Annotated in this window: 16 protein-coding genes; 2 read left to right on the forward strand and 14 right to left on the reverse strand. The window is 38.6% G+C overall.

Going from position 1 to position 18,004, the window contains the following annotated elements:
* Nucleotides 1-126 precede the first annotated feature (126 nt).
* Nucleotides 127-630: a C39 family peptidase gene (locus JSQ81_RS07040; protein WP_212606963.1), complete on the forward strand. Its 504-nt coding sequence runs from the start codon at nucleotides 127-129 to the stop codon at nucleotides 628-630.
* A gap of 44 nt (nucleotides 631-674) precedes the next feature.
* On the opposite strand, the gene JSQ81_RS07045 is transcribed toward JSQ81_RS07040, so the two are convergent.
* The 5 genes from JSQ81_RS07045 to hutU all read right to left on the reverse strand — a co-directional run bounded on the left by JSQ81_RS07045 (nucleotide 675) and on the right by hutU (nucleotide 6,707).
* A complete protein-coding gene (locus JSQ81_RS07045; RefSeq protein ID WP_212606964.1) occupies nucleotides 675-1,562 on the reverse strand; it encodes a 5'-3' exonuclease in 888 nt (295 codons plus the stop codon).
* 96 nt (nucleotides 1,563-1,658) lie between these two features.
* The gene (locus tag JSQ81_RS07050) at nucleotides 1,659-2,165 is read right to left on the reverse strand and encodes a hypothetical protein (RefSeq protein ID WP_212606965.1); all 507 of its coding nucleotides are present in this window, start codon (nucleotides 2,163-2,165) and stop codon (nucleotides 1,659-1,661) included.
* A gap of 91 nt (nucleotides 2,166-2,256) precedes the next feature.
* Nucleotides 2,257-3,747, reverse strand: a complete 1,491-nt coding sequence (gene hutH / locus JSQ81_RS07055; RefSeq protein WP_212606966.1) for a histidine ammonia-lyase — start codon at nucleotides 3,745-3,747, stop codon at nucleotides 2,257-2,259.
* Nucleotides 3,748-3,774: 27 nt separating this feature from the next.
* Nucleotides 3,775-5,034: an imidazolonepropionase gene (gene hutI / locus JSQ81_RS07060; protein WP_212606967.1), complete on the reverse strand. Its 1,260-nt coding sequence runs from the start codon at nucleotides 5,032-5,034 to the stop codon at nucleotides 3,775-3,777.
* On the reverse strand, nucleotides 5,031-6,707 hold the full coding sequence (hutU, locus tag JSQ81_RS07065; protein ID WP_212606968.1) for a urocanate hydratase: 1,677 nt from the start codon (nucleotides 6,705-6,707) through the stop codon (nucleotides 5,031-5,033). Before hutU ends, hutI begins: the two co-directional genes overlap by 4 nt.
* A 523-nt stretch (nucleotides 6,708-7,230) precedes the next feature.
* On the opposite strand from hutU, the gene JSQ81_RS07070 reads away from it, so the two are divergent.
* A complete protein-coding gene (locus JSQ81_RS07070) occupies nucleotides 7,231-7,851 on the forward strand; it encodes a hypothetical protein (RefSeq protein ID WP_371812519.1) in 621 nt (206 codons plus the stop codon).
* A 26-nt stretch (nucleotides 7,852-7,877) separates the two neighbouring features.
* Here JSQ81_RS07070 and JSQ81_RS07075 read toward each other — a convergent pair whose 3' ends face one another.
* From JSQ81_RS07075 to JSQ81_RS07115, 9 genes are read right to left on the reverse strand one after another with little or no spacing between them, the layout of a single operon-like run.
* Nucleotides 7,878-8,909 carry a polysaccharide deacetylase family protein gene (locus JSQ81_RS07075; RefSeq protein ID WP_212606969.1) on the reverse strand — a complete coding sequence of 344 codons (1,032 nt, stop codon included), beginning with the start codon at nucleotides 8,907-8,909 and terminating at the stop codon, nucleotides 7,878-7,880.
* On the reverse strand, nucleotides 8,906-9,670 hold the full coding sequence (locus JSQ81_RS07080) for a GNAT family N-acetyltransferase (protein WP_212606970.1): 765 nt from the start codon (nucleotides 9,668-9,670) through the stop codon (nucleotides 8,906-8,908). Before JSQ81_RS07080 ends, JSQ81_RS07075 begins: the two co-directional genes overlap by 4 nt.
* A 21-nt stretch (nucleotides 9,671-9,691) precedes the next feature.
* Nucleotides 9,692-11,362, reverse strand: a complete 1,671-nt coding sequence (locus JSQ81_RS07085; RefSeq protein ID WP_212606971.1) for a GNAT family N-acetyltransferase — start codon at nucleotides 11,360-11,362, stop codon at nucleotides 9,692-9,694.
* A 25-nt stretch (nucleotides 11,363-11,387) separates the two neighbouring features.
* Nucleotides 11,388-12,317, reverse strand: a complete 930-nt coding sequence (locus JSQ81_RS07090; RefSeq protein ID WP_212606972.1) for an NAD-dependent epimerase/dehydratase family protein — start codon at nucleotides 12,315-12,317, stop codon at nucleotides 11,388-11,390.
* A 4-nt stretch (nucleotides 12,318-12,321) separates the two neighbouring features.
* Nucleotides 12,322-13,455: a glycosyltransferase family 4 protein gene (locus JSQ81_RS07095; protein WP_212606973.1), complete on the reverse strand. Its 1,134-nt coding sequence runs from the start codon at nucleotides 13,453-13,455 to the stop codon at nucleotides 12,322-12,324.
* Nucleotides 13,452-14,651, reverse strand: a complete 1,200-nt coding sequence (locus JSQ81_RS07100; RefSeq protein WP_212606974.1) for an O-antigen ligase family protein — start codon at nucleotides 14,649-14,651, stop codon at nucleotides 13,452-13,454. The genes JSQ81_RS07095 and JSQ81_RS07100 overlap by 4 nt, the downstream gene beginning before the upstream one ends.
* Complete coding sequence (locus JSQ81_RS07105) at nucleotides 14,644-15,987, reverse strand: lipopolysaccharide biosynthesis protein (protein WP_212606975.1); 1,344 nt, start codon at nucleotides 15,985-15,987, stop codon at nucleotides 14,644-14,646. Before JSQ81_RS07105 ends, JSQ81_RS07100 begins: the two co-directional genes overlap by 8 nt.
* A gap of 15 nt (nucleotides 15,988-16,002) precedes the next feature.
* Nucleotides 16,003-16,620, reverse strand: coding sequence for a CpsB/CapC family capsule biosynthesis tyrosine phosphatase (locus JSQ81_RS07110; RefSeq protein WP_212606976.1), 618 nt, complete (start codon nucleotides 16,618-16,620; stop codon nucleotides 16,003-16,005).
* A 21-nt stretch (nucleotides 16,621-16,641) separates the two neighbouring features.
* Nucleotides 16,642-18,000 (reverse strand): tyrosine-protein kinase domain-containing protein, encoded by a 1,359-nt coding sequence (locus JSQ81_RS07115; protein WP_212606977.1) that lies wholly within the window; start codon nucleotides 17,998-18,000, stop codon nucleotides 16,642-16,644.
* Between the last annotated feature and the right edge of the window lie 4 nt (nucleotides 18,001-18,004).

An 18,004-nucleotide genomic window follows, 5' to 3' on the forward strand; every position in this document is an offset into this window, starting at 1 on the left:
ATTCATAGAATAGATAGTAACTTCAATCCGTCAGGTTTTGAGTGAATCAATTTATTATCCAGAACCGAAAATGGATTGTACACTAACTATAAAAAGTTTCCTTCTAAAAAGAAAGGGCGTTTCGATGTGAAAACCGTACTTGATGTAACTGGGAAATCACAATTTGAACAAGATATTGATAAACGTTTTCGGCCATCTGCATGCGGCCCGGTAACCGCTCATGTGATTCTAGGGTATCATTTCCCTCATAATATGCATGCAGTGAATGATCTGTACCGATTGCTAGGCAGTACAAAAATCGGTTTATTTACTTGGCGTTTCATACGCAATATGAAGAAGCTTCTAGGCCAGGAGTGGACTGTTGAAAAGTGTACAATAGATGAGGTCATTCATGAAATTGATAATGGTCGTCCTGTAGCTGCCAAGTTTGACAAATGGTTTACATTTAGATGGCGCGGAAAATTCGCTTTCGATTATCATTGGGTACCCGTAGTTGGATATGAGAAGAAAGGTGACGAGCTATTTCTTATCGTGCATGATAATGGAGGAAGAAATCGTGATAGTCAATTACGAACAATTTCTTATGGGAATAACAGGTCTATTTTGACGTTTGTTAAAATAAAAAAATAGCCACTATTCACTCCAAATGTGAGTTGTGGCTATCTTTTATTTCTTCATGAAAATAGTGAATCGGCATGTCGCATGATCATTGTATAGCCTTCTTTTTCAAATAGGCTTCTTTTTTCTACATCATAAATTGGTAATGTTAGGTCTTCGATTTGATCGGATACCTTTAAGTCGCAATGAATTTCGGCGAGTTTTCTGGATAAGTGAAGCATTTCCATGCCTTCTTCGATTCGTTTTCTTCGTGCTGGGGTTAATTCGTCTAGTGCATCTAGAACGCCTTCAATTGAGCCGTATTGTTTTAGTAATGTCAAAGCTGTTTTTGGCCCGATTCCTTTGACGCCTGGGTATCCGTCGGCCGCGTCGCCAGTGAATGCTTTTTTATCGATATATTGAAGCGGCGTAATGCCGTATTCTTCGATGAATCTTTCATCCGTGTAGATGTCGTATTCGCTATATCCTTTTTTTATCAGCGCTACTTTAACACCTGGTCGCAATAATTGCAGGAGATCTCTGTCGCCTGAAACGATTGTTATTTCGGCTTTTCCTTCCCAATTGGTTACCATAGAGCCGATTAAATCGTCGGCTTCCATCCCTGGTTCGCCGTAACTTTTCCATCCGATGAGTTCCGATACGCTTCTAGCCATGTCAAACTGCGGAACGAGTTCTTCGGGCGGTGCCGGGCGATTCGCTTTATAGCCGTCATATAAATCGTTGCGAAATGTGTGTGCGCCCATGTCCCAACAAACTGCCATATGAGTCGGGTTGAATAAGGACATTGCCGTCATAGAATGGCGGGCGAATCCTTGGACGCCATTCGTTGGAACGCCCGCTGCATTCGGGAAAAAATGTCCCATCGCGGATGTCGCAAAAAAAGAGCGGAATAATAATGCCATGCCATCGACGATTAAAATATGTGGTTTTTCTTCTGTAGTCAATTGTCATTCCTCCAGTAGTCGAAAGTGTTCGATTCGACTGTGATCAATACTATAATAGTAGACTAATAAACTTTAAATCGGTACTAATACGCCCCATTACAGTTTTGGAATCATGAATATTATCGCTAATAGAACAAGCACAGTTACATGCGCAGAGTTAATGATTGTTCCTTTTCTAGTATCCGCTTTCCCATATCTAAGCATAATAGACAAAATGAATATATAAATCAAAACCAAAAAGTAAACAATCGATAAATCAAGAATCCAGTGCATTTCCGGTGTTACCTGTGAAAGAATGGTAACGCCTAGGATTATGAATACGATAAACGAAATGAAAAGAATTACCCCGATAATAGCTGGCATGATTCTCCATATCTTATGTACAAATAGTGGCCTTCCCTTCTTCTCTTGTAACAGTAATAAGAATGAAAATCCCCAAACAATTAATATGACTGTGAAGAAAATAATGAGAATACTTGGTTCGATGAAAGATTTAATGAAAGTAAAAAGTGCGCTTATGGTTTCTGCGAATACATTCATAACGATAATTGCGAGTGAAAATCCTAAAACAATGAGTACTTGATAAAGCGTCCATTTTGACATATTACTTTCCCTCCAACTACAGATACGTTTGAGGACTCGATTTGGATTCAAAAAAGAACTGAAACCTGGATGTTGGTTTCAGTTCTTTTTCCTAATTCATAGCATTCTTCTGAAGTAGTTGTTCGATCGCAACGATATCTGGTGTGAAAATACGATCTTCATCGATGGGATCGACGACAGTTAGTAATTTTTCAAACTGTGTACGTGTTTTCGATGCCATTAACGCTTTACCCCGAATCGAACAACTTGTTAATGCGCAAAGTGCTTCGATTGCGAGAACATTTCTGGCGTTTTTGATTATTGACTGGGCGTGTCTTGCGCCAATCGTTCCCATAGAAACGTGGTCCTCTTGATTTCCAGACGATGGAATTGAATCTACAGACGCCGGATGAGCGAGTGTTTTATTTTCCGAAACCAGGCTTGCCGCGGAATATTGTAAAATCATTGCGCCTGACTGTAAACCCGGTTCTGGGCTAAGAAATGGCGGCAATCCTTCATTAAGTTGTGGGTTGACAAGTCGTTCAATTCTGCGCTCGGAAATATTTGCGAGTTCTGCCACGCCGATTTTCAGAAAATCCATTGCAAAAGCAATTGGTTGCCCATGGAAATTTCCACCTGACACGACAGTATCTCCGTCATCGAAAATAAGCGGATTATCCGTCGCCGCATTCATTTCGATTTCCAGTTTTTCTTTTACGTAATTCAACACTTGCCAACTTGCGCCATGCACTTGCGGAATACACCGAATCGAGTAAGCGTCTTGCACACGTATTTCACCTTGAACTGTCGTCAATTGACTGTCTTCCAATAAATCTAGCATTCTCTTTGCTACATCAACTTGTTCAGGATACCCGCGCGCTTCGTGGATGGCTGGATGGAAGGCATCCGTTATCCCGTGAAGTGCTTCCATTGTCATCGCCGCAATCCATTCGCTATCAACAGCAAGTGATTCCGCCTCTAAATAATTAATAACGCCTTGAGCTGTCATTGCTTGCGTTCCGTTGATAAGCGCAAGCCCTTCTTTCGCTTCTAGCACAATTGGTTCCAACTCATGCTTTTCCCATATTTCAATTGCTGGAACATGTTCAGTTCCTTGCCAAACGAAGCCTTCTCCAAGTAGGACGAGCGCCAAATGAGCTAGCGGCGCTAAATCACCCGACGCCCCCAACGAACCTTGTTGCGGAATGACGGGGTGGATTTGATGGTTCAACATATATGCGAAACGTTCCAACACCTCTGCACGTATTCCTGAAAATCCTTTCAATAAGGCATTTAGTCGTAAAACGACCATTGCGCGAGAAACGATTTCCGGAAATGAATCCCCTACTCCGCAAGCATGCGAGCGAATGAGATGAAGTTGCAATGCTTTCGTATCTTTTTCATCGATGCTGACATCGCTGAATTTCCCGAAACCTGTATTAATTCCGTAAACGGTTCGATCTTCCCAAACAATTTTCTCAACTGCAAGTCGGCTTTTCTTAACGCGTTCAATCGCTTTTTCGTCTAATGAAACAACAGATTCTTTATATAAAACGGCTCTTAATTGTTCAAGATTAAGTGTTGACCCTGTTAATGTAATCATGAAAACCCACCCTTTATTCTAAATTCATTAGCCAACTACTTTTACGCCTTTTTTCCAGACGGTTTTCACATGATTGACGCCGAATAAATATTGCAGTTCTTGGTAATTTGAAATATTCCATAGTACGATATCGCCTTGCTTTCCTGGTTCAAGCGAGCCAGTGTGATTTTCCATTTGAATTGCGCATGCCGCATTATAGGTTGCCGCCGTTAAAGCTTCGGCTGGTGTTAGTCTCATTGAAATACATGCCAAATTCATGACGAGCGGCATTGATGTTGTCGGGGAAGATCCCGGATTACAGTCTGTCGAAATCGCGACAGGTACCCCTTCGTCAATCATTCTACGCCCCTGAGCCGCCTCTTCTCGTAGAAATAATGCTGTTGCCGGTAGTAAACATGCAATCGTTCCGGCTTCTGCCATCGCTTTTATTCCTTCATCGGATGCTTTTAATAAATGCTCTGCTGAAATCGCGCCCACTTTTGCAGCCAGTTCAGCGCCGCCATATGGCTGGATTTCATCCGCATGAATTTTTGGTGTTAAACCGTGCTTTTTTCCTGCTTCTAAAATACGTTCCGATTGTTCAGGCGTAAATACACCGACTTCGCAAAAGACATCATTGAAGACAGCCAGTTTTTCATCGGCAATGGCTGGAAGCATTTCGTCGATAATGAGTTCAACAAATTCTTCTTCGCGTCCTTTATAATCTGTCGGGACAGCGTGAGCCCCCATAAATGTAGGAACGAGATCTATCGGGTGTTCCTGTTGAAGTCGTTTCATGACACGAAGTTGTTTTAGTTCATTTTCTAAATCGAGTCCGTAACCGCTTTTCCCTTCAACTGTCGTTACGCCGTGTTGTAAAAATGAATCCAGTCGTTTTTTCGATTGCTCGACAAGTTCATCTTCCGTCGCTTCTCGCGTCATTCGAGTTGTCGCGTGAATTCCGCCGCCCGCATTCATAATGTCCATATACGTAGCGCCTTCGAGACGCATTTCGAATTCACGTTCGCGGCTTCCCCCGTAAGCGACATGCGTATGCGGGTCGACGAGTCCTGGCGTGATGAGATGTCCCGTTGCGTTTGTAATATCGGCTTCATGCGCGCGGTCATTGAATTGTCTTTCAAGGTCAGCTGTTGTCCCGACTGCTTTTATTATGCCGTCTTCTATCCAAACGCTGCCGTCTTCGATAATCGATAATTCATTCATCGCTTCTTTAATTCGCGGTCCATTTGATTTTTGAGCAAGTGTTGCAAGTTGTGATGCGTGTTTTATCCAAACGATTGATTTCATTTTTGCTCAACTCCTTTAGCCATCATCGGAATGTTGACGCCCTTTTCGCGTGCCGTTTTTTCTGCCAAATCATAACCGGCATCGACATGACGAACAATCCCCATACCCGGGTCGGTTGTCAATACACGTTCGATTCGTGCTTCGGCTTCTTTCGTTCCATCCGCAACGATTACCATGCCTGCATGAATAGAATACCCCATGCCGACTCCGCCGCCGTGATGAACCGAAACCCAAGTCGCGCCGCCAACTGCGTTGATCATTGCATTTAATATCGGCCAATCAGCAACTGCGTCTGATCCATCTTTCATCGACTCCGTTTCACGGTTTGGCGATGCGACCGAACCTGAGTCAAGATGATCTCGTCCGATGACAATCGGCGCTTTTAATTCACCCGAAGCAACCATATCGTTGATAATTTTTCCAAAACGAGCACGTTCCCCGTAGCCAAGCCAGCAAATTCTTGAAGGCAGGCCTTGGAACTCGATTTTATCCTGCGCCATTCGAATCCAGTTGCATAAATGCTTGTTGTCACTAAATTCACGTAAAATAACTTCGTCCGTTTTATAAATATCTTCCGGATCACCTGATAACGCTACCCAACGAAACGGTCCTTTCCCTTCGCAAAACTGCGGACGAATATACGCAGGAACGAATCCTGGAAAATCGAATGCACGTGTGACGCCTTCGTCTTTTGCGACTTGGCGGATGTTGTTGCCGTAGTCAAATGTGATTGCCCCCAGATCCATCATTACAAGCAACGATTCAACGTGGCTCGCCATTGAAGCTTTTGATTTCTTGACATATTCTTCTGGATTTTCTCCGCGTAATTTCGCAGCCTCATCAAGTGACATGCCGGACGGAATATAGCCATTTAACGGATCATGAGCCGAAGTCTGGTCTGTGAGTACATCTGGAATAAATCCACGCGCAATCATTTCTGGCAAAATATCTGATGCATTCCCTAAAAGGCCAATCGACAACGCTTCCCCTTTAGCCTTAGCTTCTTCCGCGAAATGAATTGCTTCATCTAAAGAGTCGGTCTTCACATCTGTGTAGCGCGTTTCAATCCGACGGTCGATTCGTGTTTCATCAACTTCTATTCCAATACAAACTCCGCCAGCCATCGTGACCGCGAGTGGTTGTGCCCCGCCCATGCCGCCGAGACCCGCTGTTAACGTAATTGTTCCTTTCAACGAATCGCCGAAATGTTGTTTCGCGAGTTCAGCGAACGTTTCATAGGTTCCTTGAACAATCCCTTGAGAGCCGATATAAATCCAGCTTCCCGCAGTCATTTGTCCGTACATCATTAGGCCCTTTTTATCGAGCTCATGGAATGTCTCCCAATTCGCATACGCTGGAACGAGATTCGAGTTTGCGATTAATACTTTCGGTGCGTCTGTATGTGATTTGAAAATCGCAACCGGCTTTCCGGATTGCACAAGTAAAGTTTCATCATTTTCAAGTTCTTTCAGCGAGCGAACAATCGCGTCAAACGACTCCCAATTTCGTGCCGCTTTTCCAATTCCCCCGTAAACAACAAGCTCATCCGGATGCTCCGCCACTTCTTCGTCTAAATTATTCATCAACATGCGAAGAGCAGCTTCTTGTTGCCAACCTTTCGTATTCAATTCGGTTCCCCGGTACCTAATCACTTTTTCAGATGCTTTCCCCATTATGAATCCCTCCTACTCAGTTCTCTCTTTATCTTACACGATGAAAACGCTTTTAAAATGATTATTGCGAAAGTTTAGTCTGTGCTAACAGTGCGCTGTATCAGCGTGGTAAAGCGTTTTTGAGTAAAATACCTATAGCGTCTTCGGTATTAATTTGCTTGCAGATTATGACTCTTTGCTTGCAGTTGGGAATGATTTGCTTGCACTCACCAAGGGTTTCCTTGCACTCGATGACCATTTGCTTGCACTTAAAAGATTTTGCTTGCAAGTCAGGACTTTGACACTAGACGTCGCCGTCAATAAACACAGTAATCGCCTAGATTAAAACACAAAAAAGTTCCACGGTATTTCTCTTTACCGTGGAACTCCTACTAATTTTTGCATCGCCTTCAACTCTCCCCCCCAACCTCTCTTATACATTAGATAGTCGAAAACCGAAAAAGTTTTAAAAACAATAAAAGTCCAATCGCTATTATTTTTCTCGCATACACTAGGGGGAATCGCCTGGAAGGAGAGAATTTCGATGGTAAACAGAGACTCAGAAGATTTTGGCGCAGAACAATGGTATCCAAGGTTGCCTGATGGATTTGACGGGCAAGATATGTTTGAACAGGGAAGCTATGGATTTTCACCCGGATATGGGATGCCGGGATATTCAATGGGGCAAGGTGGGTACGGATACGAGATGCCCGGATACCCATATGGGCAAGGAATGACTGGATTTTCACAGGGACAAGGAAGACCTGGTTTTCCGCCGGGGCAAGGGTTTCCTGGATTCCCGCCTGGCCAAGGATTCCCTGGATTTCCACCTGGGCAAGGAGGACCTGGATTCCCGCCTGGCCAAGGTAGACCCGATTTTCCACCTGGACAACAACAAGGTAGGTCCCAACCTCCTAGATCAGCGCCACCAAGTACTACGCCAGAATATCCTAGCACTCAACTGTTCGCGGTAGATCCTGGTGCAATTAGAGGCTGCTTATATCGCTTCACGTTCGTCTGGCTTTCAAGAAGACGAGGGTTCTGGTTCTTCCCAGATTTCGTAGGCCGAAGATCAGTTGCGGGTTGGAGATGGCGTAGCAGACAGAGAAGATGGGAATACACGGGGATTGACCTAGACAACATTGACAGATTCACCTGTTTTTAAGTATAAAAGAGCGGAAACAACCCCAGTTACATTTCATAATGTGACTGGGGCCTTATTTTTTCATATCTCTTTTCTTCATTTAATTGAAAAGCTATTTTGGTTGCTTCACCCATCGTAAGGCTTTCAAAACCGTATTGCTTATTCAACCGAAATACTAATTCTAAGATTTCAGTTAAAAATTGCAAATTCTCTTCAATATCTTTACCGAAATTATGCGGATGCCACCACAGATGGTATACTTCCCCGTTTTGCGCTGCGTGAATAAGACTTTTTTTAATTCTGCGGAGGCGTAGTTTTTCAAGACTTTTCAATTTCGGTTCATAGGGTCTCAAAAATCTGCTCGATGCTAAATTAACAAGAGGGGCCTTTCCTGCATTTTTAAGCCGATACGTATTATGCCCTGTGATGTTCACGTAACAATCAGCTAATCGAAGCATTCTTTTTAATGGGCTTTCCTTATGAAATTTGCTTTCTTTATAAATCCAGCTTTTTTCATTCCCCCTGAAGCTTTCAATTCCATGTTTTTTACATATTTTAAGGTAGTCTATATTGAGTTGGTTTCTTGGAAACACAATTGATTTTGCCGGCCGACCGAATGTGGAACTCACCTTTAAAGAAGCTACCAAATCCGCTTCAAACTGATCTGCCGTCTGCCCCTCTTCCAAACAATAATAATGTGAAAACGTATGCGTCGAAATTTCTTGCCCTTCATATTGACTAATCTTCTTAAGCAATGATTGCCCATAGTGAAATGGATCTTCTTCTTCATTCTCACCAATATCCCCTATTTTGCCATACGGGGAAAATTCCATGTTTGTATAACTTGGGAGATTCGACGGCAGATTGTTCATAAGTTCCTCTTTATTTCGGAAAAAAAGCATTCCCACCGTTGCCCATGTTGCACGAATTCCAAGATTATCAAACAGCTCAAGCATTTTATCAATTGCTTCGCGTGTACCTAGTAAATTCTTTTCATATTGTTCGAGTGTGAAGACATCGTGTACGCCCCAATTTAATTCGAAATCAAGCGAGATGATGAAGGTTCCATGATTCCTCATTGGATTTCCCTGGCGGTTGCCCAAGCCATTTTCCAATTTCTTATTTGTAATACGAGTGCCCCGATGATTGAATTTGCTTCGTACCCCCAATAGACAGGCACAATTTCTCCTCCAAACCCGAGTTTGAATCTACGAATATTTTCATCGTAGCTAAGACCACCCATATCATATAATTTATATCCTTTTTCTTTCAAAAATAAAATACATAGCCACACAAGATAACGATTTGCTTGGCCCAGCAATCTTTTCAACTCCGGACTATCAGCCATGCGGAAGTGAGATGCGGAATATAGATTCATTGCTAAGGTACCATCTAGAATATATACTCTGTAACAAAAAACTTGGTCTTCACTTTTTATATAAGTTAGCAATAAAGCATTTTTCTCACGGAGCAGCTTCATCGTTTTCATATGAAATGAATTGCAAGTATGTGTTTTTTTATTTTTAGCAAACTGATTATAAAAATTTTGAAATTCTACTAAATCGTGATCTGTTGGATTTTCAATTATAATATGGTCTAACTCTTGTTCTTCTGCACGTCTAATTTGTCTCCTTGTCGTTTTTTGCATCGCCATTAATAATTCATTGTCATCTTTTGTTAAATCAAACTGAAGTGTCTCTAATGTTCTTAAATTTTTCTTTGGAACAAATGAGTGTGAAAACGCCTTAACTTGCGCCGTTGAATCATTTTCAAACTCTCCATTAGCAAAGTAAACATTTTGGATCTTTACGTTTAAAATTTTTCTTTCAATTGTAATCATTTAAAACACCCCGATTCTTTTTCATTCTGTAACGTGATATTTTTTAAACCCGAAATAAGTTTTTTTGAAAATATGTTTGCTAATTGAAAACCCTACTTCTTCCAAGAGAGCCTTTTCAGTTTTTGCTCCTTCTTCAATCGCAACATATACGGTTCGTGCTTTACTGTTTTTCTTAACGGAGGAACAAATCGCCGATAAGTTGCCTTCATTCCAATTTTTAAAGTGAACGGAACTTTTTTTAAATTGTTCCAGATAAGAAATTCTATCAATCCTAAGCACTTTATCATTTGTCCAAAAAATATTTTCATAGGCTAAATTATCTTTTGGGTAATAGCCTTTATAGCCGCCGTACATTTTCCTGCAAATATCTTTCATATGAATACTAACAATTTCGGAACTTTTCATTGCATCGTTTATTGTTAACTCGATGAATTCCTCGGAATCGGGTAAATCCGGAACATTTTTCTTTTCCATTTTGTAGACAAGATAACGTTCATTTTCATAAAAGTATTTTCGAATTCGCTTAAAAAATTCGATGACTTCAGAACGGGCTCCTTTAGACTCTGTTTTGAATATGTTTTTTATAATAAACACCAATTTCCCGATGTTTTTTCGTTTAAATAGCACCAACTTATGATTTTCTTTAATCCTTTCAATAAATGTTTCCTTCATTGATAGCCAGTTTCTTATCACTTTTGCTGCGATTGTATTTGACGAAAATATCATTCTTCGTGTGTAATCCAAATGTGTATTCCATTCAAATTTATAAGTCTCATACCCAATGCTTAAATCAAACACGCGTTCATTTCCGTATTTACATTGCAATATCTTTTCTTTTTCCAAGATCCTTCCTGGACTAAACGTTTCAAAATCATCATCGTACCCTAAGACATACCCTAGATACCTTCCTCGACAATTGAATCCATAATTAAATGCGATCATCGTATCATTAATGTACAAAGAATCGATTTGAGTCTTCAACGATCCACTTGTAATTTTCGCAAGACTGCGGTAAAACTCTTTTTCTTTTTCATTCGTAAACCCACTGGTATCGCGTCTTTTTTCCCAGCGCTTGTCGTGAAGTTTGAAAATGTAATCCATTTCTTCCGGGCTACTTCGTAAAAACTCTACATTTCCATTTTCATGCAACCTTTTTTCTCTACGGTCAAGCCGATGTAGCCTCTGCCTTTTCTCCATATATTCTTCTAACGTAATTTTTTTCAAATCAATATACGGCGTGATAACGCGATGCACGGAAAATTTAGAGTTGCGACTTTGCAAATACATTTCCAAGCTTGCAGGTGTAATGCTACTCTCCAAAAGCCCGTGCAAATAGAAAACAACATTCTTTTTTTCATGGATGATCTCATCTAATACAAACTTTAGTGAGTCATCCAACATATCGTGATAAGCAACAACATCCATATAATTCGCTTGACCAAACGACATAAAGAAATACTTGTATCCCAGCAAACCTTTATCATATAAAAAGGGAAAAAAAGCAATGATTTCTTCATCTTTACGGATACCCATGATTTCTATTTGCTTATTTCCCCCTAAATGTTTCCACCATTCATTTATCCATTCGAATTCAATAAATGGGTTTGTATTTTGATTTTCTTCCAATATGGATGACCAATCATCTCTATACTGCTCAAGTTGCTCTATCGACGAAATTATGAATAACTCCATGTCAACCTCCATTTTTAAAGTTTATTTAGTACTCGTAAACAGCTGCCTCTTTCATGTAATACTTCACGGTTTCTTTCAAGCCTTCCAAAAGTGAGTGTTCTGCATTCCAACCTAGTTCAAACTTTGCTTTTTTATTATCTAAAACACTTCTTTCAATTTCTCCCTGCCTTAGCGGTTTATACGAGGGTGATAAGTGACTATCAAACTCCTTTGCTAAAAGATTAAATAAGTCATTGATAGTTGTTTCTGTTCCAGAACTAACATTATAAATCCCCTTTTTTTCATTTGCTATGGCATGCCGACAAGCACTCGCAACATCTTTCACATAAATAAAATCTCTAGTCTGGCTTCCATCGTATATAGAAACTGCTTCTTCATTTAGCAACTTATTAATAAATATCGATATAACTCCGGCTTCTCCATTTGGATTTTGTCTTGGTCCATAGACATTGGAGAACCTTAAAATACAACTGTCCATACCGTTTAGCACGTCATAAAGAGCGATGTAATTTTCCGCTGAAAATTTGGATTGTGCATAATAAGATTGCGGATTCGTTTTATGTTTTTCATCAATTGGAAAGTATAAAGGTTCCCCATATACAGCCGCTGTTGAAGCAAACAAAAATTTTTTCACTTGATACTTTTTCGAAAGGAGCAATAACCTTAAGGTTCCCGCGGTATTCGTGTGAAAATCTAAATATGGATCTCGCATCGAAGCCGTAACAGAAGCTTGTGCTGCTAAATGTATAACAATATCTGGTTTTTCTATTTCAAATACATATTCCATTTCAGGATCATTCAAATCATAATTATAGAATTTCACACTTTCCGGAACATTGGACGAGGATCCCGTCGCCAAATTATCAATTGAAACGACATCGTAATGATGATCAAGTAATTCCTCTGTAACATGAGACCCTATAAATCCAGCTCCGCCACTTATTAAGACCTTCATTTTATTATGCCCTCCTTGGAATCGATAATTTTCCCCGTTTATTTTCCAGAATCTTTTCGTAATAAGTATCGGTTTCATCAAGCATTTTGCTAAATGTAAAGTTAGTTTCAAAAATCCTTCGACTTTCTTTCCCCATTTCCAAACGTGATTTCGGATTGGCTAACAAATGCTTAACTTTTCGGATTAGTTCACCTTCGGCATTTTCAGGAATTAAATAGCCATTAACGGAGTCTAATACCACTTCTTTGACGCCTCCTACATCAGAAGCAATGACTGGCAAACCACTTCTCATCGCTTCCAAAATACTTAAAGGTAAACCCTCCCAATCAGATAGGAGAATAAATAAATCAGACTGCATCAATAACTTTTCTACATCTTTTCGATTTCCAAGAAACTCAACTCTTTGAGATAAACCATGTTCTTTTACATAATCAATTGACTTCTTTAATAAAGGACCATCACCTACAAAACGAATCCTCCATTTCAACGATTGAAGTTTTTGCAAAGCTTTTAACAGATCAATTTGCTTTTTCGGTACCGCAAATCTTGCTACCATTATAATAATTGGGACATCCCTCCCTTTTTTAACAACATACGGAGGCTTACTATCATGAACACCGTTATGAATCGTATATAGTTTTTGGGCAGGGATAATTTTGTTTTTTCTGGCCAATAGATAATCGTAGTCAGAAACGGTAATGACTCCATCAGAGAAGAGGCCGGCTACTTTTTCAATAACTATATAAATCACTCGTAGCCTTATAGGTACTCCTTCAGTGAAAGACCATCCGTGTGCGGTAAATACAGTTGGAATGCCAAGTGACCATCCAACTATTCTTCCAATTACTCCAGCTTTTGAAGAATGTGCGGCAATTAAATCTGGTTCAATTTGTTTCAAGACTTTTCTCAACTCAATAAGTGCCTTAATATCGGTAATAATGTTCAACTTTCTAACTAAGTGCTTATTTCTATAATGTAAAATCCCTTCATTATCAATAGCGGTATGAATGTTTTTACCTTCACCTGAAACGAGCACAACTGAATGTCCTAGTTTCTTCATTCCTATAGCTATATCTCTTACATGTATCTGAGCCCCGCCGACTGTATCCATGCTTGTAATTAATTGGACAATTTTCATAGCAGCCTCCTCGATCCTGACGAAAGGATTTCACCAGTTTGTTTTTCATCATTGAATACTGGAAAATATGCTAGCGCTAAAATAATCCACAAATGTCGCCAATGTAATGTATCTATAAAAAAGCTATTGAATGCGAGACCACAAAGCGAAGCGAATATCACTATGAAAAGAACACTATACCCACCTCGTGACCTCCAGTAATTTGTAAACGACTTCCATGTACTATAAATAAAAAAAATTGTAAATGATAAGATTCCAATTAGACCGTTTTCAGTAAACAACCTTGCATATAAACTATGCGGTGCGTATTGAAACACTAATTCTGAATGACCGGGACCTATACCAAGCGGGTTTATAAACCCTGTCTCTATTGCTTCTTTTTGCGTAGTAAAGCGGTCACTGTCATAACTTTTAATCATTAATCGGGAGGAAAATAAATCTTCGACAATTGGTGTTTGGATGAAATAAATTAAACATGGGAGGCCGATTAGTAAAAGTATAAAAATCGTTTTTATTCTTTTCATTAAAAATTCTCTTTTAACGATAATTACATAAAGAAAAAAAGACAGAGCGAAATTCCCCCAAGCTGCACGAGAAAAACTAAGAATAATCCCAGTCAACAACAATAAAAAGATAGAAAAACTTAGTATTTTATCACGAACTTTTAATCCATCATGTTCTACCAGGCTAATCGCTAAAAGTGCTGGCATAACTAAGAATGGACCAAAAACATTTGGATCTTTGAACGTCGACTTAACTCGCCCAAACATTAGGAAATCATCACTCATCGGAAGATGATTAAAATAAGCTGCGATTCCTATCAATACTGCAAAAACAGCTGATATCAAATAGCCTTTTGATACTATTTGAAGAAGCGAGAATTTGAAATGGTGCCCTAAGCTAACAAAACACACCCAGGAAAAGGCTAAGTAAAATGTAATTCCGCTATAGCGAACGGCAGTAAATGGTTCTCTAACAAAAAATAATGAGATGAGATTACTAATAAGAAATAGAGAAAGAACTATTAATGGAAAGACAGTCTCTTCATTAACTGTATAAAATCCATAAAAGAGGCAGCCAATGATGAGAAGTATCATAAATAAATCAGAGGGGGAAGGCTCAACAAGTACAAATGAACCTATACACATCGTGAAAAACAAATAAATATATATCCATTTATGTTGATTATTAAGCATTGTTTACCCCCTCGTACGTTTCATCTGCATATATCATCTCCTTATTTTTCATCGGTAACTCATAACTTCTTTTCATTACATACCAAGAAAAGAACCCATGGATTAAATAACCAACTGAACTAATGATACTTATACAGAGAATCGATAAAGTAGGACTTTCAATATAACGAACTGCAAGATAAATCGATAAACCGATTAATACAAATCTTATAACCTCGCTTAACATTTGAATTTTCAACGCTTCGAATACGTAAAAATTCGCAGTAATTGGATTAACAACGATCTTCATAAGAAACAAAACTGCGAGAATTTGTAAATACGTCCCAGATTCCCCCCAATTATCTCCGAAGACGATATGAATTAGCGGCGGAGCAACTAGAACAACTAACCCAATAATAGCAATCCCCATAAAAACCATCTTTTTTACAATATCCCAGAAAAATTTCTTGAACTTTTCATAGGACATTCGGGATTGTTGAGCGGATTGTGATAAATATACTTGAGAAGCGGAAAACCCTAGTAATCCCTCAGGAATCGTTAAAATTTTTTGAGCCAAAAAAAACAACCCCACCGTTTTCGCATCGAATGCTGCTGCTAAAAAAAATACCGGCAATTGATTTCCAAGACTACCCAGAATTGCAGACCAACTTGAAACAATTGGAAACCATTTATATCGTTGCATGACAGTTATTAATTTTTTAAAGTTAAATCTTTCAAAGCGCAATTCAGTTTTTTTAATTGTTTTCAAATAGGTTATTGTGCCTGAAAACCTTCCAAGCACTTCACCTATAAGCAAACCAATCAGCCCGATATGAAATAGACCTAATAATATTTGTGAAAATACTGTACTTCCATTCATCATTACTTTAGATTTGGACATCGAAGTGTACTCTTCTGTTCGAATAGCCCATAAATTTAATGCTTGGCAAAATCCCATACCAAGCAAGCTTAGCGATAATAACCAAATATATTTAATTAAACCTGGCATTTCAAAAAACTGAGCAACTGGAAAAAATGTAATGAAAAAAAATGCAAAAATACTCATTAGAATAACAATAAATGATGAAAGGACTAATAAATGAAAAGCGTCTTCATTTTTTGCAGGTAAAGGGATTGCTGTTTCATATCTCATTGAAGCAATAATTTGGACAGTAAATAGAATTGATAGAAAGACTGACAACTCCCCAAACTCTTCAGGTGTGTATAGCCTTGTTAAAATCGGTATCGTTGCGACTATCAATACATTTGCAAATGCCGTTCCGGCCATCAATACGGAAAGACTTCGTATGAAATGATTGCTGAAAATCTGCTTTTTCCAGCGCATAATTTGAATCATATGAACCCCCTCGCCTTATCCAATCATTATGATCCGTGGATATTTTAACTTACGAACCTTTGGAATAGGAACATGAAAATCTGTACCGTTACTAACATGCTTTTCATTTGCTTGTAAAAACTGAACATATTCAATTGAAATCTTTTTTTGCAAATATTTATATACGTTTTTTTGAGGTGATCGTTTTTTATTGGAATGATAAGTGTCTAAGTCCACAAAATGAACTAATTTATTCTTGCATAACTTCATCGTATATTTTTGGATTGATTTTCCACGATTACCTATCACGCTAGATGCTTTAACCTGTATCAGAGCCCCCTTGGTAACAAGTTTTTGAATCGTTCCTAGACTACTTCTATTATTTAAACTGGTTTCAACTCCAACAATTATTGGGACGTAACCCAACAGTTGCAAGCGGTATAATATAGATAATGTGACTTTCGGTACTCTCCCATTAGGTAGTTTAATTAGCATGTATTTTTCACTGTCTGCAAGCGGAATTAGGTTAGATTCAATAGCACTTACCAACATATTCAAATGCCATATTTCCATTCCCCTAAAAATTTGATCCTCTTCAACTTTTACTAAAGTGTCAATTCCTTGTAAAAAATCCCTTGATACTTCAACAACCATAATTACACGCCCTTTCCAACCCTATTCAATTGCAACCTGTTTTTCCTCAGAATAACTTCTATTTAATATTGTTCCTAAAATTGGTGCATCTACTTTTTGCAATTGCCTAAGGCTTTTACTTGCTTGTTCATCTTTTGTGCCTTCTGCATCAATAACATATATACAACCATCCACAACCATCGAAAGACTAATTGTATCTGCGACATTAAGTGACGGGGTGTCAATGATGATTACTTCAAATTGATTCTTCAACTCATCAATTAAATCTTTCATTTTTGGTGAAGATAGTACTTCAGCGGGATTCGGTGGAATAGGACCAGAGCTTATGAAAAATAAATTTTCCGTTCCTGTCTTTTGAATAATTTCATTCAACTTGAAATGACCAGAAACATGTGATGTCAATCCATTTCGCTTTGGTAGATTAAAAACTAGACGCCCAATTGGCTGTCTTAAATTCGCATCTACAAATACCGTTTTCTTTCCATCCATAGCCATAATAATTGCTAGATTCCCACTTACAAAAGACTTCCCATCCCCGTGAACAGGACTTGTTACCAAGATTGTTTTTATATTTTTTTGTGACATTTGATATTGCACATTTGCCCTTACTCTTCTAAAGCCTTCAGTCAATATTGGTGGAGATTCCATCATTGAAATAAGTTTTTCATCCCACTGATCATATTTTTTCTTGAATGATTTCTTAACTTTGACAAATGGTATAATACCCAAATTAGGGATGCTCAGTACATTTTCTGTTTTAGTGCTTGTATTTAACTTCGGTGAATAAAACTCACGAATTACAATCGTCATAATTGAAACGATAACTCCAATAACAAATGAGATTACACTTAACATATAAGAAGGGAATGTAATTTCTTTTATGCCAGCATTTGGCGAGACATTATTTAAAATTGTAATATTTTCTAGACTCATTAGGTTTTTTATTTCTTCTTGAAATGTGGTTGCATACTTGTTTACTAATATCGCTGCTTTTTCTCTAGTTTTTTCTCGCGCAACTATTGTTATTATTTGGGAGTTATTGCTCGATTCAATTGAAATATATTTCATTAACTCCGATTTCGAATATTGTTCATCTAACTGTAAATTTACTTCGGTTAGCATCCTATCACTTTTCAACATATACTTGTAGGTTTCAATTAGACGCAAACTCATTTCAATATCGCTAGACTGAAGATCAATAGCCTTTTCCGATTTCAATGTATAATTTACCAACAAGTCTGTTTTTGCTTCGTAGGTTGACGGTAATATGAAACCGACTATGCTTCCAACTAAAGTAAAGAACAAAATAATAGAGATAACCAGGCTTCGTTTTTTTAACATTAAGTTTACTAGTTCTTTTATTCCCATCTCTTTTTTCATTAGA

Origin of the sequence: Sporosarcina sp. Marseille-Q4063, assembly GCF_018309085.1 — a bacterium.
In the GTDB taxonomy this organism is placed as follows: domain Bacteria; phylum Bacillota; class Bacilli; order Bacillales_A; family Planococcaceae; genus Sporosarcina.